The sequence below is a fragment of the Streptomyces sp. A3M-1-3 genome (genome assembly GCF_024213665.1).
Taxonomy (GTDB): Bacteria; Actinomycetota; Actinomycetes; order Streptomycetales; family Streptomycetaceae; genus Streptomyces.
Genome location: NZ_JANAVP010000008.1, coordinates 193,468 through 219,089 on the forward strand (window position 1 = coordinate 193,468; position 25,622 = coordinate 219,089).

7 protein-coding genes are annotated in these 25,622 nt (G+C 70.5%); all 7 read left to right on the top strand.

Annotated features, from left to right (window positions below; all coding sequences use genetic code 11):
* Positions 1 to 72 precede the first annotated feature (72 nt).
* The 7 genes from NLX86_RS11995 (at position 73) to NLX86_RS12025 (ending at position 25,538) form a co-directional block, all read left to right on the top strand.
* Positions 73 to 1,323: a GAF domain-containing protein gene (locus NLX86_RS11995; protein ID WP_254371671.1), complete on the top strand. Its 1,251-nt coding sequence runs from the start codon at positions 73 to 75 to the stop codon at positions 1,321 to 1,323.
* A 151-nt stretch (positions 1,324 to 1,474) separates the two neighbouring features.
* Positions 1,475 to 2,944, top strand: a complete 1,470-nt coding sequence (locus NLX86_RS12000) for an aldehyde dehydrogenase family protein (protein ID WP_254371619.1) — start codon at positions 1,475 to 1,477, stop codon at positions 2,942 to 2,944.
* Complete coding sequence (locus tag NLX86_RS12005) at positions 2,941 to 4,524, top strand: APC family permease (protein WP_254371620.1); 1,584 nt, start codon at positions 2,941 to 2,943, stop codon at positions 4,522 to 4,524. The genes NLX86_RS12000 and NLX86_RS12005 overlap by 4 nt, the downstream gene beginning before the upstream one ends.
* 32 nt (positions 4,525 to 4,556) lie before the next feature.
* A complete protein-coding gene (locus tag NLX86_RS12010; protein WP_254371621.1) occupies positions 4,557 to 6,131 on the top strand; it encodes a GMC family oxidoreductase in 1,575 nt (524 codons plus the stop codon).
* Between the two features lie 101 nt (positions 6,132 to 6,232).
* The gene (locus NLX86_RS12015; RefSeq protein ID WP_254371622.1) at positions 6,233 to 7,756 is read left to right on the top strand and encodes an aldehyde dehydrogenase family protein; all 1,524 of its coding nucleotides are present in this window, start codon (positions 6,233 to 6,235) and stop codon (positions 7,754 to 7,756) included.
* A gap of 320 nt (positions 7,757 to 8,076) precedes the next feature.
* Positions 8,077 to 15,612, top strand: a complete 7,536-nt coding sequence (locus NLX86_RS12020; RefSeq protein WP_254371623.1) for a SpvB/TcaC N-terminal domain-containing protein — start codon at positions 8,077 to 8,079, stop codon at positions 15,610 to 15,612.
* 29 nt (positions 15,613 to 15,641) lie between these two features.
* On the top strand, positions 15,642 to 25,538 hold the full coding sequence (locus NLX86_RS12025; RefSeq protein WP_254371624.1) for a neuraminidase-like domain-containing protein: 9,897 nt from the start codon (positions 15,642 to 15,644) through the stop codon (positions 25,536 to 25,538).
* The last annotated feature ends 84 nt before the right edge of the window (positions 25,539 to 25,622 follow it).

Genomic DNA, 25,622 nt, shown 5'->3' on the forward strand with positions numbered 1-25,622 from the left:
TCCGGGTGCTTGCCGGACCCACTGCGCCGCGACGACGATGAGCAGGGCCGAACGAGCGCCTGGGAGGCCGAGTTGACCGATGCATGGGTGGCTCTGGAGACCGGAGCCGATCCGGCGGAACGCCTGGGAGTGCTGCGCCGGGCACATGAGGCGTTCACCACGGCCGGCCACGTCGGGCGGCGCGTGAGGCCCGTGGTGGCCGAGTCGTGGCAGCGCTCCGCGCGCGCCCGGGTCAGCCCCGAGACCACGGCCCGGATCGACCTGACCGACGGGGACCTCGCCACGTACCGGGACGAGCATCCGCTGTCCCGGGTGATGCCGCTCTTCCGCGAACTGGTGGGCACGTTCGCCAGCGACGGCGAGCATCTTCTCGCGGTGTGCGACGCGCAGGGCAGGCTGCTCTGGGTGGAAGGGCACGCCGGTACGCGGCGCCGGGCCGGGCTGCTGAACTTCGTGCCGGGCGCCCACTGGGCGGAGTCCGCGATGGGCACGAACGCGCCGGGGACGGCCGTGGCCGTGGACCGGCCCGTGCAGGTGTTCGCCGCGGAGCACTTCAGCCGTCCGGTGCAGCCCTGGACCTGCGCCGCCGCGCCCGTGCACGACCCGCACACCGGTCGGGTGCTCGGGGCCGTGGACATCACCGGCGGCGACGGACTGGCCCATCCGCACTCGCTGGCGTTCGTCCGGGCGGTGGCGCGCGCGGCCGAGTCGCAGCTGGCTCTGATGACGCCACCGGCGCCCGCCCCCGTGCAGCTCGGCGCACTCGGCCGGGACGAGGCGCTGCTGGTCGCCGGCGGCCGCAAGGTGCGGCTCAGCCGCCGGCACAGCGAGATCCTCGTCCTGCTCGCCCGCCACCCGGAGGGTCTGACCGGCGACGAACTCCTCGTCGCTTTGTACGAGGACGAGTCGGTCACCCCGGTCACCCTGCGCGCCGAGCTGTCCCGGCTGCGCCACCTCCTCGGCCCCGCGCTCCTGCTCTCCCGCCCCTACCGGCCGGCCACCGCGGTCGACACGGACTTCGACGCCGTGGCCCGGCGGCTGGCCTCCGGTGCGACCGCTGCGGCGCTGAGCGCATACCGGGGGCCTCTGCTGCCCGGTTCCACGGCTCCCGGGGTGGTACGCCTGCGCTGCCGGCTGCAGGAGCAGCTGCGCGCCGCGCTGATCGCCCGCGCGGATCCGGGGCTGCTGGCCGACTGGGCGCACAGCCCGTGGGGCGAGGACGACCTTCCGGTGTGGCGGGCGCTGGCCTCCGTACTCCCGGCGGAGCGGGGGGCACCGGCCCTGGCCCGAGTACGTGCGCTGGACGCGTGGCAGGGCTCGTGACATGGCCGGGTTCTCCGGCCGGCCGGCTCTCCCGTCCTGCGGATACGGCCCGGCTTCCTTAGTGTCGGTGGATGGGGTACGCGGCGTGGCCGTCCCGGCCTGCCGGGCCCCTGACGGTGCACCTCGACTGTCGAACCCCTCAGGAGTCCCCATGCCTCAGCTGTTCATCGGCGGCCAGTGGACCGCCGCTGTCGACGGGCAGGTGCGCGAGATCCGCTGCCCCGCGGACGGCACTCTGGTCGGGACCGTCGACGAGGCGGGACCGAAGGACACAGCCGCGGCCGTCGCCGCCGCCCGTGACGCCTTCGACCGCGGCCCCTGGCCCGGTACCCCGGCCGCCGAGCGGGGCAGGCTGCTGCTGCGCGTCGCCGACCTTCTGGAGCGCGACAAGGCGACGCTGGCTCGCGCGGAGTCCCTGGACACCGGCAAGCGCCTGGTCGAGAGCGAGTACGACATCGACGACATCGCCAAGTGCTTCCGCTACTTCGGGAACCTCGCCGCCTCGGGCGGCAACGACCGGATCGTCGACACCGGCGAGCCGGACGCGGACAGCAGGGTGGTGCACGAGCCGGTCGGCGTCTGCGCGCTGATCACCCCGTGGAACTATCCGCTGCTGCAGACCTCGTGGAAGGTCGCGCCGGCACTCGCCGCGGGCAACGCGTTCGTCCTCAAGCCCAGCGAACTGACGCCGCACACCGCCATCCACCTGATGCGGCTCCTGGCCGAGGCCGGCCTGCCCGACGGCGTCGCCAATCTCGTCCTGGGCGCGGGGCCCACCGCGGGCGCGCCGCTCTGCGAGGACCCGCGGGTCGACATGGTGTCGTTCACCGGCGGGCTCACCACCGGCCGGCGCATCATGGCGGCGGCCGCCCCCACGGTGAAGAAGGTAGCCCTGGAACTGGGCGGCAAGAATCCGAATGTCGTCTTCGCGGACGCCGATTTCGAGGCGGCGGTCGACTACGCCCTGATGGCCGTTTTCCTGCACTCCGGCCAGGTCTGCTCGGCCGGGGCGCGGTTGCTGGTCCAGGAGGAGCTGCACGACTCGTTCGTCGCGGAGGTGGTCAAGCGTGCCCGCGCGATCCGGCTGGGCGGCCCGTTCGACGAGCATGCCCGTACCGGGCCGCTGATCTCCGCGACGCACCGCGACAAGGTGGAGGCGTATGTGGCGGCCGGCCTGGCCGAGGGCGCGGTGCTGCGCTGCGGCGGGTCCCGGCCCGACGACCCGGCGCTGCGCAACGGCTACTACTACCCGCCGACGGTGCTCGACGAGTGCACGCCGGCGATGTCCGTGGTGCACGACGAGTCGTTCGGGCCGGTGCTCACCGTCGAGCGGTTCCGCAGCGAGGACGAGGCGGTCGCGCTCGCCAACGACACCGTCTACGGGCTGGCCGGAGCGGTCTGGTCGCAGGACGTCGGCCGGGCGCACCGGGTGGCCTCCCGGCTGCGCGCCGGAACCGTATGGATCAACGACTTCCATCCGTATGTGCCGCAGGCTGAGTGGGGCGGCATGAAACAGTCCGGTTTCGGCCGGGAACTGGGACCGGCCGGGCTGGCCGAGTACCAGGAGGCCAAACACATCTGGCGCAATCTCGCGCCGCGTCCGCAGCGGTGGTTCGAATGAGTACGGACTCCTCCGGCCGGGAGCCGGACCCCAGCAGTCCCGTCCGGACCCAGAGTCAGGAAGACGACGATTCACTCGCCGAGCTCGGGTACCGCCCTGAGCTCAAACGCACCCTCGGCAACTTCCACACCTTCGCCGCCGGGGTCAGCTACATCTCGATCCTGACCGGCACCTTCCAGCTCTTCTTCTTCGGCGTGACCTTCGGCGGGCCCGCCTACTGGTGGTCCTGGCCCATGGTGTTCGCGGGCCAGCTGATGGTGGCCCTGTGCTTCTGCGAGCTGGCGGCCCGCTATCCCGTGGCCGGGTCGATCTACAACTGGGCCAAGAAGATGGGCGGCCCGCACATCGGCTGGCTCGGCGGCTGGCTGATGACGACGGCCACCATGGTGACCCTGTCGGCGGTAGCGCTGGCCTACCAGATCACGCTGCCACAGATCGACCCCTGGTTCCAGTTCGTCGGTGACGGCACCGGCACGACCGACGCTGCCGCCAACGCCGTGCTCCTCGGCTCCGTGCTCATCCTCTTCTCCACCCTGGTCAACGCCTTCGGCGTGCAGCTCATGGCCCGCATCAACTCCGCCGGTGTGTTCATCGAGCTGATCGCGGCCGTCGCCCTGATCATCTTCCTGGCGGTGCACATCACCCGCGGCCCCAGCACCGTCCTGACGGAGACCTACGGGCTCGGCAGCGGCGAGACTCTCGGCTACTTCGGTGCGTTCCTGACCGCGTCGCTGGCCTCCGCGTATGTGATGTACGGCTTCGACACGGCCTCGTCCCTCGGTGAGGAGTCGCACAACCCGGGTCGCAACGCCCCCCGCGCCATCCTGCGGGCTCTCATCGCGTCCTTCATCATCGGCGGACTGATCCTGCTCTTCGCTCTGATGGCGGTACCGGACCTGGCGGCGGAGGAGCTGTCCACGGGCGGCCTGCAGTACGTGGTGCTGGAGACGCTCGGTTCGACCATCGGCGAGATCTTCCTGTGGTGTGTGGTCGTCGCGATCACGGTCTGTGTACTGGCGGTGCATGCGGCCGGCATCCGGCTGATGTTCGCCATGGCCCGGGACAACAACCTGCCGGCGGGCTCTCACCTCGCCCGGGTCAGCCCGCGCTTCCGGACTCCGGTGGTGCCCGCCGTCGTGATCGGTGTGGTGGGTGTGGTCATCCTGGTGATCAACATCAATCAGCCGCAGATCTTCTCGGTGATCACCAGCATCGCGATCATCATGATCTACCTGGCCTACCTCCAGGTCACCGTGCCGCTGCTGATCCAGCGGCTGCGCGGCCAATGGCAGCCGAGGGAGGGCTCCTTCTCGCTCGGCCGGTTCGGTCTGCCCGTCAACATCATCGCCGTGCTGTGGGGCGCCGCGATGTCCATCAACCTCGCCTGGCCGCGCCCCGACGTGTACAACGCGACCGGGCCGCAGCACTGGTATCTGCGCTGGGGCGCGTTCCTGTTCATCGGCGTCGTCGCGCTGGGCGGCTTCGCCTACTACTGGTTCGTACAGCGCAAGCGTACTGGCGTACTGGATGCCCACCGCGCGGAGGTCCTCGACCCGACGCAGCCGCCACCACGGGGTTGACCGCCGCCCCCGTCTTGAGTTCTGGAGAGACGATGTCCGCAGCAAGTGCTCCGCCCGAGCCGCCCGAGTTCGACTACGTCGTGGTCGGCGGCGGCACGGCCGGCGCCGTCGTCGCCGCGCGGCTGACCGAGAACCCGGATGTCAGTGTCTGCGTCGTCGAGGCCGGCCCGTCGGACGTCGATGACGAGAGCATCCTCAGGCTCGACCGGTGGATGGCCCTGCTGGAATCCGGATACGACTGGGACTACCCGGTGGAGCCGCAGGAGAACGGCAACAACTTTGTGCGGCACGCGCGGGCCAAGGTGCTCGGCGGCTGCTCCTCGCACAACTCCTGCATCGCCTTCTGGGCACCGGCCGAGGATCTCGACGAGTGGGCGGCGCTGGGCTGTACCGGCTGGAGCGCGGCGGACTGCTTCCCGCTCTACCGGCGCCTGGAGAGCAACGACGGGCCCGGGGACCACCACGGGCGCTCGGGCCCGGTCACCATCCGTACCGTCCCGCCGAGGGACCCGTGCGGTACGGCGCTGCTGGCGGCCTGTGCGGCGGCGGGCATCCCGACCACTCCTTTCAACACCGGCACGACGGTGGTGCGGGGCGCGCACTGGTTCCAGGTCAACGCCCGTGCGGACGGCGTCCGTTCGTCCGCTTCGGTGTCGTATCTGCACCCGGTGCTGGGCAAACGCCCGAACCTGGAAGTACGGACCGGCCTGACGGCCAGACGCCTCCTCTTCGACGAGGGCGGCCGGCGCTGCGCGGGCGTCGAGTACCTGGAACCCGACACCATTCACACCGGCGCGGTCCGGGCGCGGCGCGAGGTGATCGTCTGCTGCGGAGCCATCGACTCGCCGAAGCTGCTGATGCTGTCGGGCATCGGACCGGCCGCTCATCTGCGGGACGTCGGTGTGGAGGTGCGGGTCGACTCGCCGGGAGTCGGGTCCCATTTCCAGGACCATCCGGAGGGCGTGATCATGTGGGAGGCGAAGCAGCCCATGGTCACCTCCTCCACCCAGTGGTGGGAGATCGGCATCTGCACCAGTACCGAACCGGGCCTGGACCGGCCGGACCTGATGTTCCACTACGGCTCGGTGCCCTTCGACCTGAACACCTACCGGCGCGGCTATCCGACGGCGGACAACGCCTTCTGCCTCACGCCGAACGTCACTCGGGCCCGGTCCCTGGGCACGGTCCGGCTGCGCACGCGGGACTACCGGGACAAGCCGAAGGTCGACCCGCGGTACTTCACGCACGAGCACGACATCCGCGTGATGACGTACGGGCTGCGGCTCGCCCGCGAGATCGCGGCGCAGGCCCCGATGGCGGACTGGACCGGCGCGGAACTCGCTCCGGGGCCCGGCGCGACGTCCGACGAGGAGCTGTTCGCGTACATCCGCGAGACCCACAACACCGTCTACCACCCGGCGGGGACCGTGCGGATGGGCCCGGCGGACGACCCCGGCTCACCGCTCGATCCGCAGCTGCGGGTCAAAGGGGTCAGCGGGCTGCGCGTCGCCGACGCATCGGTGATGCCGTTCCTGACTGCGGTGAATCCGTGCATCACCACGATGATGATCGGCGAGAAGTGCGCCGACATGATCAAGGAGTCCTGAACCGACCGCGACCGCAACGTGGTTGCAACGTCCCGGTGCCTAGCCTCGCGCCGAGCGCCGCCCAATGGCGGACGGCGCCCCTCACCGGGAGGCCACTGAAGATGACCCGATACGCAGCGCCCGGCAGCGACGACGCGATCGTCTCGTACGAGTCCCGCTACGACCACTGGATCGGTGGCGCGTACGTCCCGCCGGCCCGCGGCCAGTACTTCGAGAACCCCTCCCCGGTCAACGGCCGGCCCTTCACCGAGATCGCCCGCGGCACCGCCGAGGACGTGGAGCGCGCCCTGGACGCCGCCCATGCCGCGGCGCCCGGGTGGGGCCGTACCTCGGCCGGTGACCGCGCCAACATCCTGCTGAAGATCGCCGACCGGATGGAGGCGAATCTCGAGAGGCTCGCGGTCGCGGAGAGCTGGGAGAACGGCAAGCCGGTACGCGAGACGCTGGCCGCCGACATCCCGCTGGCCATCGACCACTTCCGCTACTTCGCGGGGGTGGTCCGCGCCCAGGAGGGATCGCTCAGCGAGGTGGACCACGACACCATCGCGTACCACTTCCACGAGCCGCTCGGCGTCGTCGGGCAGATCATTCCGTGGAACTTCCCGATCCTGATGGCGACTTGGAAGCTGGCCCCCGCGCTGGCCGCGGGCAACGCGGTGGTCCTCAAGCCGGCCGAGCAGACGCCGGCATCCATCCACTACTGGATGAGCCTGGTCGCGGATCTGCTGCCGCCGGGCGTGGTCAACATCGTCAACGGCTTCGGGGAGGAGGCGGGCAAGCCGCTCGCCTCCAGCGCGCGGGTTGCGAAGATCGCCTTTACCGGGGAGACCGCCACGGGGCGGCTGATCATGCAGTACGCCTCGGAGAACATCAAGCCGGTCACCCTGGAACTCGGCGGCAAGAGCCCGAACATCTTCTTCGACGACATCTGGGCCGTCGACGACGATCTTCGCGACAAGGCTCTCGAGGGCTTCACGATGTTCGCCCTCAACCAGGGAGAGGTCTGCACCTGCCCGTCCCGCGCGCTCGTGCAGCGCGGCCACTACAGCGAGTTCCTGGAAGCGGCGGTGGCCCGCACCGAGCAGATCGTGCCGGGACACCCGCTGGACACCGCCACGATGATCGGCGCGCAGGCGTCCAGCGACCAGCTCCAGAAGATCCTTTCGTACCTCGACATCGGCCAGCAGGAGGGCGCGAAGATCCTGACGGGCGGCAGGCGCGTCGAACACGACGGAGACCTGGCCGGCGGCTACTACGTCCAGCCGACCGTCTTCGAGGGCGACAACCGGATGCGGATCTTCCAGGAGGAGATCTTCGGCCCGGTCGTCTCGGTGGCGTCGTTCAGCGACTTCGACGACGCGATCAGGGCGGCGAACGACTCGCTGTACGGCCTGGGCGCGGGAGTCTGGACCCGCGACATGAACACGGCGTACCGGGCGGGCCGCGCGATCCAGGCAGGCAGGGTCTGGACGAACTGCTACCACGCCTACCCGGCGCACGCGGCGTTCGGCGGCTACAAGCAGTCCGGCATCGGCCGCGAGAACCACAAGATGATGCTGGACCACTACCAGCAGACGAAGAACCTGCTGGTGTCGTACTCCCCGAAGAAGCTCGGCTTCTTCTAACGGCCCGAACAGAGGTACCTGACTTGGCCTCTTGCCCGGGTCAGGTACCTTCGACGGCCCGCTCAGTCGTGCGGTCGCGGTCGGCCCGAGGTCGCCTGAGCCGGCAGCCGTAGCGCCGTTCCCGCCTCCGAACCAGCCGGGGGCGGTCGCCACGACAAGGACCTGGTCGTCGGAGAGGCTTGGCGCCTGCTGAGTGACGTTCCACAACCTTGTGATGTGCGCCCCACGCAATACACCCGAACGAGCGATAGCGCGCCGACAGTCACAGAACCGACAATGCTGATATCGGGGGAATATGCCGCCAGGCTGGGGGGGACACCATGCCGGACGCTGTGGTACCAGCGGCTTCCACGTCGTCGAAGGATCAGTCGGCGGGCCACGGAGGCGCCGCCGGACCGCCGTCCGTGTCGCTGCCCAAGGGCGGCGGAGCGATCCGGGGAATCGGTGAGAAGTTCACCGCGAATGCCGTGACCGGCACCGGATCACTGACCGTGCCGCTGGCGGCGAGCGCGGGCCGCTCCGGATTCGGGCCGACGCTGGACCTGCGGTACGACTCGGGCGCGGGCAACGGTCCGTTCGGACACGGCTGGCAGCTGTCATTGCCGACCGTGACGCGCAAGACGGACAAGGGGCTCCCGCGGTACTCCGGGGACCCCGAGGACGTATTCCTACTGCCCGGCGCCGAAGACCTCGTCCCCGAGCCGGGCCCTCCCCGACGACGCGAGGAAGCCGGATGCGTCCACCTGGTGACCCGCTACCGGCCGCGCGTGGAAGGACACTTCGCGCGGATCGAGCGGTGGACCGACACTGTCTCCGGCGAGGAGCACTGGCGCTCCCTTTCGCAGGGCAACGTCACGACCGTATACGGACGGACCGCACAGAGCCGTATCGCCGACCCCGCCGACGCGCGCCGCGTCTTCACCTGGCTCATTTGCGAGAGCTACGACGACCAAGGCAACGCCGTCGTCTACGAGTACAAGCCCGAGGAATCCGAGGGTGTGGACCGGCGGCTGCCGCACGAAGCCCACAGAAGCACCCACGGGGCGTCGGCCAACCGGTATCTCAAGCGGGTCCGATACGGCAATCGCGTCTCACGGCTCATCGACCCCGATCCGGACCGCGCCCAGTGGATGTTCGAGCTCGTCCTCGACTACGGCGATCACGACGCGGCCGAGCCCGGACCGGCCGAGACCGCTCCCTGGGCCTGCCGGCCCGACCCGTTCTCCACCTACCGGGCGGGCTTCGAGATCCGCACCTACCGGCGCTGCCGGCGGGCCCTGATGTTCCACCACTTCCCCGACGAGCCCGGAGTCGGCGCGAACTGCCTGATCCGCTCCACGGACCTCACCTACCGCGAGGACCCCGTCCTCTCGTTCCTCACGGCGGTGACCCAGGCCGGCTACCGGCGCCGAGACACCGGCGGCTACCTGCGCAAGCCCATGCCACCACTCGAACTCGGCTACACCACGGCGGTCATCGACGAGCGAATCCACGTCCTGGACCCGGACAGCCTGGCGCACGTACCGGCCGGCCCCGGCGGCCCCGGATACCAGTGGGCCGATCTGGACGGCGACGGCGTGGCGGGCATCCTGACGGAGCAGGCCGACGGCTGGTTCTACAAACCCCCGCTCGGCGAGGGACGGTTCGGTCCCCTCCGGCAGATCGCCCCCCGGCCCTCCACGGCCGCCCTCCGGCACGGCCGCCAGGACCTGGTCGACCTGTCCGGCAACGGCCGCCTCGACCTGGTCGAGTTAGGCGGCCCCACACCCGGGTTCTACGAACGCACGGGCTGCCCCGGTGACGACTGGGCACCGCTGCGTACGTTCCGTTCGCTGCCCGTCCTCGACTGGCGTGACCCGAACCTGCGGCTGGTCGACCTCACCGGCGACGGCCACGCCGACGTCCTGATCACTGAGGACGACGTACTGACGTGGTACCCCTCGCAGGCCGAAGCGGGATTCGCCCCGGCCCTGCGCACCCGCCCGCCGCTCGACGACGAGCACGGGCCACGACTCGTGTTCGCCGACCCCGAGCAGTCGGTCCACCTGGCCGACATGTCTGGCGACGGGCTCACCGACCTCGTCCGGATCCGTAACGGCGACGTGTCCTACTGGCCCAACCTCGGGTACGGACGGTTCGGGGCGAAGGTCGTCATGGGCGACGCGCCATGGTTCGACGAAACGGATCAGTTCGACCAGCGCAGGGTCCGACTGGCCGACATCGACGGCTCGGGGCCGGTCGACATCCTCTATCTGCATCGCGACGCGGTCCGCGTCCATCGCAACCGGTCCGGCAACAGCTGGGCACCCCCGCACGACCTGCCCGTCGCCTTCCCGCGCGCCGACAGCGTCTCCCACGTCTCCGCCTCCGACCTGCTGGGCAACGGGACCGCCTGCCTGGTGTGGTCGTCGCCCCTGCCCGGCGACACCGGTCGCCACGTCCGCTACGTCGACCTGCTGGGCGGCCGCAAGCCGCACCTGCTCACCTCCGTACGCAACAACCTCGGCGCCGAGACACACATCCGGTACGCCGCCTCCACGGCCTTCTCGATGGCCGACAAGGCCGCCGGGCGGCCATGGCTCACACGTCTGCCGTTTCCGGTGCAGGTCGTCGAGCGGGTGGAAACACTGGACCGGATCAGCGGCAACCGGTTCGTCACCCGGTACGGCTACCACCACGGCCACTTCGACGGCGTCGAACGAGAGTTCCGCGGCTTCGGCATGGTCGAGCAGTGGGACACCGAGAGCTTCACCGCGCTCGGCACAACCGCGACGAACGCGGACCCGGCGAGCGACATTCCGCCGGTCCTCACCAGGACGTGGTTCCACCTGGGCACATTCGACGAACAGGCGCCGCTCGCCCGGCAGTTGGCGGACGAGTGCTGGGCAGGAGCGGCCGGCGACGCGCCGCTGCTGTCGGACACGCTGCTCCCCGACGTACCGCTCACCCTCGACGAGCGGAGACAGGCATACCGGGCCCTCAAGGGAGCGATCCTGCGCCAGGAGGTATACGCACTCGACGACTCCGAGGCCGCCGACCGGCCGTACACCGTCTCCGAACGCTCCTACACCGTCCGCCTACTGCGGCACGCGGACGCCTGCGCACCACACCCGCCCGGCGGCGAGGCACCGCACGCCGTCCTCCATGTGCACTCCCGCGAGACGCTGACTGCGCATTACGAACGCGCCCTCCACCGCGTCGACGGGACCTGGCGCGCCGACCCGCGTGTGAGCCATGACATGGTCCTCAAGGTCGACGAGTTCGGAAACGTCCTGCGTTCGGCGTCCATCGGCTACGGCCGCCGCCACCCCGACCCGGACCTGACGCCGGCCGACCGGGAGCGCCAGGCACAGCTCCATATCGTCCTCGCCGAGAACACCTACACCCATCCCATCGACCGGCCGGACGCCTACCGCACACCGCTCCCGAGCGAGAGCCGCACCTGGGAGGTGCTGGGCCTCGCCCCGGCAGCCCGGGTGTTCGGCTTCGACGAGCTGGTCGGGCGACTGGCCGAGCCATGGCGTGAGCTGCCGTACGAGCACGAGGACGCCCGCGACCCGGCGGAACAGGCCCGCAGGCGCCTCGCGCACACCCGCACCCTCTACAGCGAGGACGATCTGACCGGCCCGCTTCCGCTCGGTGCGCTGGAACCGATGGCGCTGCCCTACGAAAGCTACCGGCTGGCCTTCACTCCCGGCCTGCTGGAGCATCTGTACGCAGACCTGGTCGATGACGAGACCCTCACCAGGGCCGGTGGCTATGTACGGCAGGGGCAGGCGGACCAGGACGGCTGGTGGATCCCGTCCGGGCGGCTCTTCTACGCACCTGAGCCGGACGGGCAACTCGACCACGCACGGCGGCACTTCTTCCTGCCGCACCGGTTCCGGGACGCGTTCGGCGCCGAGACGCAGGTGACGTACGACCCGTACGACCTGCTGGTCCAGCAGGTGCGTGACCCCGTCGGCAATCTGATCACCGCCGGTGAGCGCGAGCCCGACGGCCGGCTGACGCGAGGCGGCAACGACTACCGCGTCCTGCAGCACCGGCTGATCACGGACGCAAACCGCAACCGCGCCGAAGTCACCTTCGACGCGCTCGGCATGGTGGTCGGCACGGCGATGACGGGCAAGGCGGAAGAGCGCCTGGGCGACACCCTCGACGGCTTCGACCCCGACCCGGACGACGACACCGTCGCCGCCTACCTCCGCGACCCGCTCGCCGCCCCGCACGGGCTGCTGGCAGGCGCCACGACGCGCCTGGTCTACGACCTGTTCGCCTACGCCCGTACGCGCGAGGCCGAGCGACCCGACTGTCCCGTGGTCGCCACGCTCGCCCGCGAGACGCACGACTCCGACTTGACCGAGGGCGAGCTGTCCAAGGTCCAGCACGCCCTCTTCTACTCCGACGGCTTCGGCCGCGAGATCCAGAAGAAGGTCCAAGCGGAGCCCGATCCGCACTCCGCCGTGCGCTGGGCCGGCACGGGCTGGACGATCTTCAACAACAAGGGCAAGCCGGTCCGCGAGTACGAGCCGTTCTTCTCGTCGACGCATCGTTTCGAGTTCGCCGTCATGACCGGTGTCAGCCGCGTGCTGTTCTACGACCCGGTCGAACGCGTGGTGGCCACCCTGCACCCCGACGACACCTGGGAGAAGGTCGTCTTCGACGCCTGGCATCAGGCGGCGTGGGACGTCAACGACACCGTGCTGACCGATCCGCGCAAGGACCCGGACATCGGTGGCTACGTACGCGCCTGCCTCGACCGCCGGGGCGACTGGCGCAGTTGGTACGACCGCCGCGCCGGAGGCAACCTCGGACCCGCCGAGCGGGCGGCCGCTGAGAAGACCGTCGCCCACGCGGCAACTCTCACCAGGACCTGGGCGGACAGCCTCGGCCGCGCATTTCTCACCCTGGCGGACAACGGCTCCGAGTCGTACCCGACCCGCACCGTCCTCGACATCGAGGGCAACGAACGGGAGGCCATCGACGCGCTCGGCCGCACCGTCATACGGTACGCGTACGCCATGGGCGGTACCCGCGTCCGACAGTCGAGCATGGAAGCGGGCGAACGACTGCTCCTCCCCGACGTCACGGGCAAGCCGGTGCGCAGCTGGAACGGCAGGGGATTCCAGTTCCGCACCGAGTACGACGCGTTGCGCCGCCCCGTCCGCGGTTACGTGCAGGGCGGCGATCTGCCTGGCGAGATCCTGTACGAGACCACCGAGTACGGCGAGGGCCGCCCCGACGACACCCGGCACAACCTGCGCGGCCGCGCCTTCCGCGCCTGTGACGGCGCGGGCGTCATGCGCAGCGACGCCTACGACTTCAAGGGCAATCTGCTGCGAGCGCGACGGCAACTGGCCGTGGAATACCGCCGGTCCGTCGACTGGTCCTCCCCCGACGTCCCCCTCGAGGAGCGCGTCTACTCCACCCACACCCGCTACGACGCCCTCAACCGCCCGGTCGAGCTCACCACTCCGGACGGCAGCGTCACACGGCCGGTCTACAACGAGGCGAACCTCCTCGAATCCCTGGTGTCCCACTTACGCGGCGCGGACGACCCAACGGTCTTCGTTGCAGACATCGACTACAACGCCCGGGGGCAGCGCACCTCCATCACGTACGGCAACGGCGCCCGTACGGCCTACGCGTACGACCCGCTGACCTTCCGTCTCACCCGCCTGCGAACGACCAGGGGCGGTGACACCGGGCTCCAGGACCTGACCTACACCTACGACCCGGCCGGAAACATCACCCACATCGAAGACGCCGCCCAGCAGAGCGTCTTCTTCCGCAACCGCCGCGTCGACCCTGGCGCGGACTACACCTACGACCCGGTCTACCGCCTTGCCGAGGCCGCCGGCCGCGAACACCTGGGCCGTCCCGGCGGCACCCCCGCGCCTCCCGGCCGGAGCGACGCGCCCCGCGTCCGCCTGGCCCACCCCAACGACGGTGACGCCCTCGGCCGTTACGTCCAGCGCTACGTCTACGACGCCGTCGGCAACATCCTCACCATGTTCCACCGCGCAACCGACCCGTCCCACCCCGGCTGGACCCGCGCCTACCACTACGCGGAGCCGAGCCTCCTCGACCCGGCCCATGTCAGCAACCGCCTCACCGCCACGACGGCCGCCCCCGACGAACGCCTCCAGCCCTTCGGCTACGACGCACACGGCAACATCACCGCGATGCCGGACCTCCCGCTGATGCGGTGGGACGTCAAGGACCAGCTCCAGGCCACGGCCCGCCAGGTGGTCCACGGCGACGACGCCACCCCGGAAACCACGTACTACGTCTACGACGCCGCCGGTGAGCGCGTCCGCAAGGTCACGGACCTCCACACCGGTGCCCGCAAGTCCGAGCGGGTCTACCTGGGGGCGTTCGAGATCCACCGCGAGTACGCCGGGGACAGCGAGGTCTCCCTGGAACGCGAAACCCTGCACATCCTGGACGGCACGCAACGTGTCGCTCTGGTCGAAACCCGGACGGAGGGCGAGGACGCGAGCCCGGACCGGCTCGTACGGTTCCAGTTCGCGAATCATCTGGGCTCGGCAGCGCTGGAACTGGACGAGTCGGCGGCCATCATCTCGTACGAGGAGTTCTATCCCTACGGCAGCACGTCGTATCAGGCTGTCCGCAGCCGGACCGACGCTCCCAAGCGGTATCGCTTTACTGAGAAGGAACGCGACGAGGAGAGCGGGCTCAGCTGTCACGGGGCCCGGTATTACATCCCGTGGCTGGCCAGGTGGACGGCCTGTGACCGGGTGGTCCACATCAATCGGTACTCCTACGTACGGAATTCCCCGGTGCGGTTTGTCGATTCGGACGGAAACGAAGAGAGCGAGGGGACCAACAGGTTCTGGGGAGGAATGCGCATGCTGGGTGGCGCGGGGCAGTTCGCTGTCGGCCTGGTCGCCATCGCGGTGCCCGAACCCACAATGCTTACGAAGGTGGCCGGCGGAATCGCCGTGGTCAACGGGAGCGATGATTTCATGACCGGCATGCGCCAATTGATCTCCGGACGGCAGGAACGAGGCGCGACCGAGACCCTGGTCACGGAAGTGGCCCATGCAGCGGGACTCAACCGTCCGCAGGCGGAGGCGCTGGGAACTGGGACCAGCATGGCTCTGGGGTTCGTCAGTCCGACAGGTCCGATGACCAGCGGGCCGCGAGCCGTACCCGCGTTGGCCCAGCTCACCACGGGCGAGCGGATCCTGGTCATGACCACGGCCGAGGCGCCCCGCCTCATCGACCACGCGCGGGGCGCCCAGTTGGCGTCCCATGGCGCCCGCACCGGACACGCCATGATGGCGTCGGCGCAGGGCGGCTCCTCCTCGGAGCCGAGCGGGGGGTCGGGCGGCGGGTCGGGGTCGCCTTCCGAGCCGAACAGTTCACGTATCCCCGATGAGTACTTCGACGAGGCCCTGAAGGCCATTGACCGCGGCGAATTGTCGGCCTCGGGAACCCACCTGAACGATCTGGCCAGTTATGCGCAGGCGTCCGCCGCGAAGGCGGAACGGGGGATCTCGGGTCAGGCTGCCCACATCTCGGCCAGGTCGGCCATGCGTCCCGTCGTCGGCTATGACCCGAAGGCGGCGCTGACAAGGATTCTGGATGTGGTCACGCATCGGGGGTTCGACGACTACTGGAAGTCGGTATTCCGGGAGATGGCCAAGAGTTCGGGCCAGACAACGATCGCCGTCCGGGACTACTTCAACCACATGCGGGACGCCATCGGATACAACCCTCACTTCACCACTCAGGAGGCGAACTCCATGGTCGAGTTGCTGCGCGACGAGCTCTATGTGCAGCACGGCCTACGGGACGATGACGTCGTCCGCCTGCCGTATTCCAAGTAGGGAAGTCCTGACCAAGGGGGGACCGATCCATGGCCTCGCTTCTCGTTCTGCGCCTGCACCCCGTCGAGCCGGTCGACGGCCCCGACTTCGCCCACCACCTCGAAGGTCTCACCATCAATGCCTGGGACCTGACGACCAACAGCCCTCTACGCGGCTTCGAGATCGGCACGGCCGCCTACGTGGCCCCCGAGCAGCCGGACGTGCCCTGGATTCCGCATCCGGACACGCTGATCGCCCAGCACTCCATTGTGCCGCTTCCGCCGGACATCGAGCCGGTCATGCAGGCAGTGGCCACGGCAGTGATCAAGGTGCCGGACCCGCCGCCCGGTCACCCGGAGCACGCGACGCGTGACCTGCGGCTGGAGATCAGCCGCCAGGGCAAGCAGATCGTGCACCGGCAGGTGTACTTCAACGTGCCGGAGGCGCAGCATGCCTGGCCGATGGACCCGGCCCTCTTTCACACCCTGGTGCCGAGCCTGTTCCTCGCGCTGCCCGCCGCCGCCCCGGCCGGCCAGAACCCGCTGGAGCTGCCCGCGGACGGGACCCCGCCGCGGTTCGGCGATCTGCGGACGGCCGTGCTGGACGTGCTCGGGCACGACCCCGGCGACACCGGGGTCCTCGCCACGCTCACCCCGCAGCAGGCCCGGCACGTGGCGTACGAGATTGTGTGGAACCGCGCACTGCGGCCGCTGCCCGTGCCGCCGGAGCCGCCCAGTCCGCTGACAAAGCGGTCGCTGGAGGCGATGTACACCGGCAGGAAGAGGGACGACGACGAGAGCGAGCAGGCCCGGCGCAGGTTCGAGGGCGATCAGCAGGCGTACTACGCGAAGGGCAACGCGGAGGCCGAGCGGCTGGCGGGGTTCGTGTTCGCGCTGCGCACCGCCGTCGCTGCGGAGGCCCGGAGCCGGACGGCCGAGCGGGCCGGGATGGACTTCCCCGTACTGCTCGAACCCCCGGGGCCGCACACCGGGGCCCGGTACCGGGAGGCCAAGGTCATCCTCTTCGGCGTGGACGCCATGCCGGACCCCCGGTTCGGCGTGCCCGCCGCGTACTTCTATGTGCTGTCCGCGACCATGCCGACCTCCGTCACCGCCGAGAAGCGGTACGAACTGGCCGTCCTCGGCGAGGCGGACCGGACGCGCGATGCCCTGCGCGCGGCCGTCGCGCTGGGCGTCCTGGGGGAGGAGGCGGACGGCGACGGCATCGCGTTCGACTCACCGGCGGGCACGGCCAAGGTCAACATCAACCAAGCGGCGCGGCAGCTGCGCTCGCTCGGCGCGGCGACCGGGCCTGCCGTACCGACCCCCGTCGGGCTGGTGCAGGCGCTCGTCCAGGGATGGCTGGAGGTCAAGGACCAGCAGACCGACGGCTTCTGGACCGGGCTGTCCTCCGACGCCGATCTCGCCGCCCACCTGGAGCTGGTCCTTCGGGCCCTCACCGTCGGTCATGACCTGCTGATCACAGAGATCAAGCAGTACCCGATCACCCAGGCCGCCCAGCTCGTCGGGCGTACACCGGCCTGGTGGCGGGACCTCTTCGGCACACCGCCCGACGCCAACCTGATTCCGCCGTTCATCGTGGGTGGCAGCCCCGAGGACCGGGTGAACGCCTTTGTCCGGCACGTGGCCAAGTTCTTCGCCCTCGACGACGAGACCCATGACCGGGACCCCCTGTCGCCGGACGAGCCGCCGCGGTTCCGGCAGCTCACCGGTGATCCGCTCAACCGGTTCATGCGGAGCTACGGTTCCGGCTTCGTGTTCGGGGAGCCCTGGGACGCGGACCGGATGAAGCGTGCGGTGGCCGCGGTGTTCCCCGGCGACCCCGAGGCCTGCGCGTGGCTGGAACAGCTGATCCGTACCGTCGATGAACTCACCCTGCTGGCCAAGGCCGTTCCGGACGAGGAGAAGGACATCCGCTTCTCCGTCATGGAGGCGCTGTACGCACGCGGCTTCACCAGCCGCAGCCAGGTGAGCGACCTCTGCGCCGAGGACTTCGCCGCGGCACTGACCGGCACGGTCGCCCACCACTACGCCACGCGCATCCACGACAACGCCAGGTCCGCCGAGCGGGACCGCATCGACGACACCGCCCCGTCCTGCGGCGGATTCGTGCCCGTCAACCCCGACGGCCGTCTCGTGAACTGCCTGCCCCCGGACCACCTCTCCCCGCTCGGCCCGATCCGATATCTCCAAGAGCTGCTGCGCCTCAGCGCACGCTCCACCTGCGAAGACCCCTTGCCCACCGGCGACTTCAGCAAGCTCGGCGACCTGATCGCCGCCCGGCGCGGGCCGCTCGGAGAGCTCCTCGCCACGGACGTCAACCTGTCCACGCCGCTGCCGCTCGCCGACATCGTCAACGAGTGCCTGGAAGCAGTAGCCACCCACCCCGGCAGCCCGGCCGGCGTGGTCCACGACACCAACGCCGAGGAACTGGGCGGGCACCGGCTCAACGACCCCCATGACCCGGCCACCCTCTTCGCCGCGCTGCCCGAGCACTCCTCACCCGCCACCCCGGTCGCCGATCCCGGCGCATACGACGTCCTGCGCGGGGACTTCTCCGCCCCCGCACTGCCGTACGCGCAGGCACTGGATGTCAACCGCACCTACCTGCGCCACCTGACCTCCAGCCGGTACGCCACGATGCGGCGGTTTCGCGAACACATCACCGAGTTCGCCCTCGCCCCGGACGCCGAACCGGAAGGCTTCCAGCGGCATCTGTGGCGGTATCCGGTGCGCGCCGACCTGGCCCACGAGTACCTCGGCATCTCACCCGAGGAAGCCCGGCTGCTGTACGGCACGGACATCGCCACGGAGCCGGACGAGGGCCGGCTGCTGCTCCGGGAGCTGTACGGCTTTCCGGCCGAGGCGGTCTGCGGCACGCTGTGGACGGAGATCGTTGTACGGCTACCGGAATTCCTCGCCCGGACCGGTTTGAGCTACTGCGAGTTCCTGGAGCTGTGGCGCTCGGGCTTCGTCCCGTTCCACCGGGCCGACGACAGGAACGACGACAAACACGGTGCCCCCGGCTTCCCGGACTGCGAGCCGTGCGATCTCGACGGCTACCGCATCCGCTTCGAGAACCCCGGGGACACGACCGGGGGGCTGCGCCGGCTCGCTGTCTTCATCCGGCTCCGGAGGGCCTTGCGCGGCCTGCCCGACGGCGGATACAGCTTCCACCAGCTGCGCGACATCTGCGACGTACTCGGGCTCTTCAGGCCTGACGGCACCGTCAGCCCGGACTTCCTCCGCCAGCTCGCCGCCTTCCAGATCCTGCGCGACGACTTCCGTCTCGCCTTCACCGACGGCACCACACCGGCACCGGGCAGCGCCCCCACGACCGGCGCGGATCGCAGCCATCTGCTGTCCCTGTGGGTCGGGCCCGGCGCCGCCCACTGGGAGTGGGCCGTCGACGAACTGCTCGACCAGGTGCACGCCCAGGCCCGGCACGGCTGCGGCTGCCGCCCGCCCGAGTTCCGCAAGCTCCTCGCCGAGAACCTCGACCCGCTCTCGCTGCTGGCCGGCTTCGATCCGGGCAGCCCCTCGGACACCTGGCACGCCCGCCCCGCCCACACCCTGCGGTTCGCCGAAGTGCTCGGCAAGATCTATGCCTCCGACTTCGGCATCGGCGAGATCCTCTACCTGTTCGGCTCCGACGAACACGTCCAGGGCGACGACCCGTTCCCCCTCCAGCCGCCGAATGAGGCACTGGACGCGCCGCTCGGCCTGCCGGACGACGACACGGCGTTCTCGCTGTGGCATCTGCGCCGCGCGATGCTGGCCGTCGACGTCCCGGACGAGGAGGCCGCGGCATGGTCATGGGACCGCATCTCCACCACCCTGCGCGGCGACTTCGGATACACGCCGCACGGATCGCACGACCCACTGCTCGTGCTCGGCGAGCACCTCTTCCCCTCGGTGCTGGAGGCCGCGGGCCATCCCGTACCGGTCGACAAACGCCAGTACCGGACCGGGCTGCCGCTCGCCGACACCGCACCGCTGATGTGGAACAGCCCCCCGGACGGGCCGTTCCACTACGACACCGGCACGGAGCAGTTGTGGACCCGGCTGCCCCTGACCGACGAGTCCGTGCTCGCCAAACTCGCCAGGGTCCGGCGGCTGCGGCCCGCCGAACAGACCGCCGTCCAGGAGCTCTACTTCCGACCACGCGCCGACCTCGCCCCCTTCGCATTCCTGTTCGGCAACCCGGCCGAGGCCGAGGAGCTGCTCCTCCAGGAGCCCGACGAGGGCCGCCGATGGGCTTCCTTCCAGCGCGAGTTCGCCCGCTGCCACGCCCGCTGCCAGGTCATCGCCACACACCTGGCGGGGCACGTCGCCGCATGGACCGGTCGCAGCGGCGACGAAAGCGAGGGCGAGGGCCCGGGCCGTGCCTGGGCCCTCCTGCGACACCTGTACGCCGACGAGAACCGCGCCACCGGCCCCTGGGAGACCGACTCCGGCGCGCCGCCCGCCGTCACCTGGCCCGACCGGCCCTCCGGCGGCGCCTTCGCGGCACTGCTCGGTCTGACGGGCACCGGACTGCTCGGCGAGCTCGCACCAGAGGGCGGCCCGGTCCTCTGGCGCGAGACCCGCGGGCCGATGTCGGCGTTCGGAACCGCGCGCAACGCCGCGAACGCGCAGATCCCCACCCTGCTGCCGGCCCTCGGCCTGACGCTCACCGAAGCCCAGGAACGCTTCGTCGCCGTCCGCAACGGCTTCGCCCTCACCGCGCCCGACGGGAGGCCGCTCGGCGGCGCCCAGGGCTACCGCGCACACTGGTCCGGCACCCTGCTCGTCGACGAGGACGGCACGTACCAGTTCCGTGCCGGAGCCCCGACCCCCGACGGGCAGTCGCCCGACCTCGACGCCGCCCACGACCGGCGCTGGCGGGTGACCCTGCGGCGCGGTCAGCGCAGCTGGGTACTGCTCAGCCGCCACTGGCCGGACGAGACCGCACCCGCAGCCTGCTCGGAGCCGCTGCCGCTGCGCCGCGGGGCCTACCGTCTGACGGTCGAACTGTCGTGGCCGGCCCCGGAGTTCGACAGCCCCGACGACCTCTGCCCGGTCACCGGCGGCTTCGAGGTCAAGTACGCCGGTCCCGACAGTGGCGGCGAGCTCGTCACCATTCCGTACGAACGGCTGTTCCTTGACCGCAAGGACCGGCCGCTCGACGACGGCCTGACGGCCCCCGGGGCGGCCCGGGACGCGCTGCGGCTCCGTTTCACCAGCACCCTGCGCGACATCCGCCGCACCTACCAGCGGGTCTTCAAGGCGCTGCTGTTCGCCGACCGGTTCGCACTGTCGGCGAAACCGGCGGCCGACGACGGCCAGTCCGAGCTCGGCTACCTGCTGGCGCACGCGGAGGACTTCACCGGCACGTCCTACTACCGCGACGGCCGGCGCCACCGCACCCACCGCGCGTTCCTCGACTTCAACCTTCTTCCGCTCATGGACAACCACCTCCCGCCCACCCCCGCCCAGGACCGCCGAGTCAGGCCGACACGCCGCCGTCGGCAGGCGCTCTTCGACTGGTGGGAGCGGCTCTACGACTACACGGCCGTACGCCGCGACAGCGACGTCGCTCCGGAAAGCCCCGTGTGGCTGCTGTTCCACGAGGCCGCCGAGAACCACCCCGACGATCCCGCCCACCTCCTGCGGCACATGGGCGTCGACCTCCTCCACACCCGCCTGGTCCTGCGCCACTTCCCCCACCGCACGGTCACCGGCACCGACCTGCAGGACGAGCGCTGGGCGATCCGCGTCTGGCACGCCGACCGCTGGGTCCGCGCCTTACGGCGGCATTTCACTGTCAGGGACATCCGGGCGGCCCGACCCCACCTGTGGGCCTCGGACGATCCCGACGTCGTGGCGGCCGGCGGGACGGAGTCCGGCAACCGCAACCTGACACGTTTCGTACGCGGCGGCTGCATCGAGAACGGCAACGACGAGCCACGACGGTACGCCGACATCCGCCGCCTCAACGACGGCCTGCGCGAACGCGCCAGGGCGGCCCTCGTCGCATTCCTCTGCGGCATGGAGCGCGTGCCGCACCCACAGGGCGGATACGCGACGGGGCCCGCCGAACTGGGCGAGGTGCTGCTGCTTGACGTCGAGACGGGCCTGTGCCGGCGCACCGGCCGGATCGACGAGGCGATCGGCGCCGTCCATCTGTTCGTACGGAGGGCCGAACTCGGGCTGGAGCCGGAATTCCAGGTGTCCGCCGCGTTCCAGCGGCTGTGGCACCGCCGGTACGCGGACTTCCGGACCTGGGCCGCCTGCGCCAGGCGCACAGCCTACCGGGAGAACTGGATCGACTGGGACGAGTGGGAACGGGCCCGGCACAGCGAGGCGTTCCGCTTCCTGGAGGCGGAACTGCGACGGGACACGCTCACCGCGCCCGTCCCGGGCGGGCTGGAGCACTGGGAGAAGGGCCGACCGCCGGAACACCCCCGCCTCACAGCCCTCCAGGCGCGGGAGCCCGCGACGATGCGTGCGATCGACCCCGCGAGGGAAGGCCTCGACCTGCTCGGCACGCCCGACCGGCACGCCCGGCCCTCCTGGCTCGCGGCAGCCGGCCTGCCGTCCGGCACCCCGTCAAACGGCGGGTCCAACACCCCGTACAAGCCCCTGTCCGACAGCTCGTCCGGCAGCCCGTCCGGCAGCCCGTCCAACGCTCCCGGCTCCGCCATGAGCCGGGACCAGGAAGCCACCGGCGAACAGCTCCCGCTGTGGATCCGTGCCGCCGTCCGTCTCGGCGCCCGGTTTGTGCGCGTCGCGGCGGCGTCCCAGCCGCCCGCGTCCACCCGCTTCGTCCCGCGACACGAAGGCCCGGCCCACATCTGCTGCGCCGACTGCGGTACGCCGCATCCGGCGCTGGTCGACGAGTACTGGTTCTGGACGGTCGACACGCGCCAGTACGTGCCCGAGGCCGAGGGCCAGCACGCCGGGTGGGACTGGCACAACGAGGCCGCCCTTCCACGGCTCCTGCACTGGGACTCCTCGCGGGTCGTGTGGCTCGCTTGGTGCCGGGTGCACAATGGCGAGTTCTCGCCGCCGCGCCGTTCGGCCGCGCCGGTCCGGGTCGGCGACGGCGAGGGCGACGGTGATCTGGAATGTGTGGGCCGCGAGGCGGACTCCCTGACGTTCCGGGTCACCGGCGGTATCCCGCCGCAGGGCCATGCCCCCGGCGTGACGGGCTTCCGCTGCGACCTGCCCTCCGACGAGGCGGTCGCGCTGCCCCTGGTCACCCCTCCGGCACCGGAGGAGCCCGATGAGGAGACGGACGAGGAGTCGGATGAGAAGTCCTCCTTTCCCGGCCGCCTGCCCGCCTATCCGTACTTCGCCCACCACCACCCGGGCGCACCCCTCGTCCCCCTCCCCGCGTACGCCGTGGCGGTCAGCCTGGCCGGCTTCCTGCGCACCCACTGCCGGTTCCAGGAGGCGCTCACCTGGCACGAACGGGTCTTCGCGCCGTTGGCTTCGGACTCGGCGTGGCGGCGCGGCGGGGAGCCGCACGGCGACGAACACGCCCGGCGCCGCTCGGTGGTCCTGCACTACGCGGAGACGCTGCTGCAGTGGGGCGACGCCGTGTTCCGGCAGGGCACGCCCGAGTCCTTCGCACACGCGCGGCTGATCTTCGACACGCTGCACAAGCTGCTCGGCCGACGGCCGCGCACGGTCACCGCCCCGCCCGAGCTCGGCTGCGCACCGACCACCGTCGCCGACGCCGTCCCGCTCGCCGCCCCGCTCAACCCCCGGCTCCTCGCCCTGTACGACCACACCGCCGACCGCCTGGGCCTGATCCGCAGTTGCCTGGAAGCCAACCGCCTTCCGGCCCGCGCGCATGGCCTGGCCGGCGCGGGAGCCGGGGCCGCCGCAGCCGAGGGGACGGACCACCCGGCCCACTGCGACGACTGGTGCGCGCCCGGCAGCCCGTACCGGTTCGTCTTCCTCGTGCAGAAGGCCATGGAGTTGGCGGGCGAGGTGCGCGGCCTCGGCACCGCACTGCTCGCCGCCTATGAGAAGGGCGACGCGGAGTACCTGGCCTCCCTGCGCGCCACGCAGGAACACCAGCTGCTGGGTCTTGCCACCTCCATCCGGCGGAACCAGTGGCGGGAGTCCGACTGGCAGGTGCAGGCACTGCGCAAGGCGAAGGAGAGCGCCCAGACCCGCCGCAACCACTACGACCTCCTCGTCCAGAACAGGCTGATCAGCAGGGAGATCGAACACGAGAGCCTGACCAACACCGGGATGTCCCTGCGCACGGTGAGCACCATCACGGAGGGCATCGCGCAGATCATGGGCTTGATCCCGGACATGTTCGTGGGCTTCCCCTGTACCCAGGTCCAGCCCCCGATCGGCTCCAAGCTGGGCGGCGTGTTCTCGGCTGCGGCCAGGATCACCAACGGCCTCGCCGACATCTCGGCCGGCACTGCCGGACTGCGGCTCACGCAGGCGGGCTGGGAGCGGCGCGAGGAGGAGTGGCGCCACCAGGTCGAGGTGCTGGACATCGAGCTCGAACAGGTGGAGCGCCAGATCCTGGCGGCAGAACGCCGCCGCGACATCGCCCTCCAGGAGCTGAACAGCCACCGGCTCCAGCTGGAACAGGCGTCAGATGTAAGCGACTTCCTCCGCGACAAGTTCACCACCCACGACCTGTATCTGCACCTGCAGCAGGAGACGTCGGCCCTCCACCACCAGCTGCACGAACTGGCCCGCCACGCGGCGCGCCAGGCACAGCACGCCTTCAACGTCGAACTGGGCCACACCACCCGCGACTTCCTGCCCCCGCCGGACGTGCTCGACCTCAAGGAGAACCTGCTGGCCGGTGACCGGCTGCAGCTGGCACTGCGTCGGATGGAGTGCGCGTACCTGGACGAGAACGTCCGCGAGTACGAACTCACCAAGCACTTCTCGCTGCGGCAGGACTTCCCGCTGCAGTTCCTGATGCTCCAGGCCACCGGCGCCTGCGAAATCGAGCTGCCGGAGTGGATGTTCGACCAGGACTACGGCCACTACCTGCGCCGGATCAAGAACGTGAGCCTCACCGTCCCCTGCGTGGCCGGCCCATACACCGGAGTGCACTGCCGACTGACGCTGCTCGGCAGCACCACACGCATCAGCCCCCGGCTGACCGCGCCGCCACGGGACTGCTGCCCCACCGACGGCCGGGTGCCGCACAACGGCTACCCGGCGCTGCCCGACGACCCGCGGACCATGAACGAGTACATCGCCACCGAGGCGATCGCCACCTCGACCGGGCAGAACGACACCGGCATGTTCGAGCTGAACTTCCGGGACGAGCGGAAGCTCCCGTTCGAGTTCCGCGGGGCGATCAGCCGTTGGCGGATCGAGCTGCGCCCGGAGAACAACCGGTTCGACCTCGACACGGTCTCCGATGTCGTCCTGCACCTCAACTACACGGCCCGCGAAGGCGGGGACGCCCTGCGCCGCGCGGCGGAGGAACACGCCCGGCATCAGCTGCCGGGAGCAGGGCTGCGCTACTTCGACGTGCGGTACGACATGGCCACCGCGTGGCAGGCCTTCAGCCGGGGCCACCGCGTGGGCGGGTGCCGGGAACTGGTGGTGAGCCTTGGCCGGGGCATGTTCCCGTTCCTGCCGAGTGGCAAGGACGTACGCGTCAGGCACCTGGAGCTGTTCTTCGAGGCACCACATGCCCGGCCGGGCCAACATCACCTGGTGCGCTTCACCCCGACTCCGCGCCCCGCACACCGCCCGCGGTGCGTCCCCACCGAGCTGCGCTGCGCAGCCGGAGACGACTGGCCAGATCTGTTCCACGGGACCCTGCCGGACCCGGGCTTCGGCCCGTTGGCACACATGGGGGAGAGCGAAGTCGGCACCTTCACCTTCCCCGAGGGAGTGGAGGAGGTGACCAGGGTGCTCCTGCTCTGCGGCTATGACGTGGTGTAGGTGACTGCTGGGCTTCCTCCAGGTCACCTGCGGTCACGCTAAAAGATCAACATGACGGCGATCCTGCTGTTGTGTAACGGCTGC

What these genes read in the sequence shown, in the direction of transcription:
- NLX86_RS12000 (WP_254371619.1), top strand. Translation starts at nt 1,475, where the DNA reads ATGCCTCAGCTGTTCATCGGCGGCCAGTGGACCGCCGCTGTCGACGGG.
- NLX86_RS12005 (WP_254371620.1), top strand. Translation starts at nt 2,941, where the DNA reads ATGAGTACGGACTCCTCCGGCCGGGAGCCGGACCCCAGCAGTCCCGTC.
- NLX86_RS12010 (WP_254371621.1), top strand. Translation starts at nt 4,557, where the DNA reads ATGTCCGCAGCAAGTGCTCCGCCCGAGCCGCCCGAGTTCGACTACGTC.
- NLX86_RS12015 (WP_254371622.1), top strand. Translation starts at nt 6,233, where the DNA reads ATGACCCGATACGCAGCGCCCGGCAGCGACGACGCGATCGTCTCGTAC.
- NLX86_RS12020 (WP_254371623.1), top strand. Translation starts at nt 8,077, where the DNA reads ATGCCGGACGCTGTGGTACCAGCGGCTTCCACGTCGTCGAAGGATCAG.
- NLX86_RS12025 (WP_254371624.1), top strand. Translation starts at nt 15,642, where the DNA reads ATGGCCTCGCTTCTCGTTCTGCGCCTGCACCCCGTCGAGCCGGTCGAC.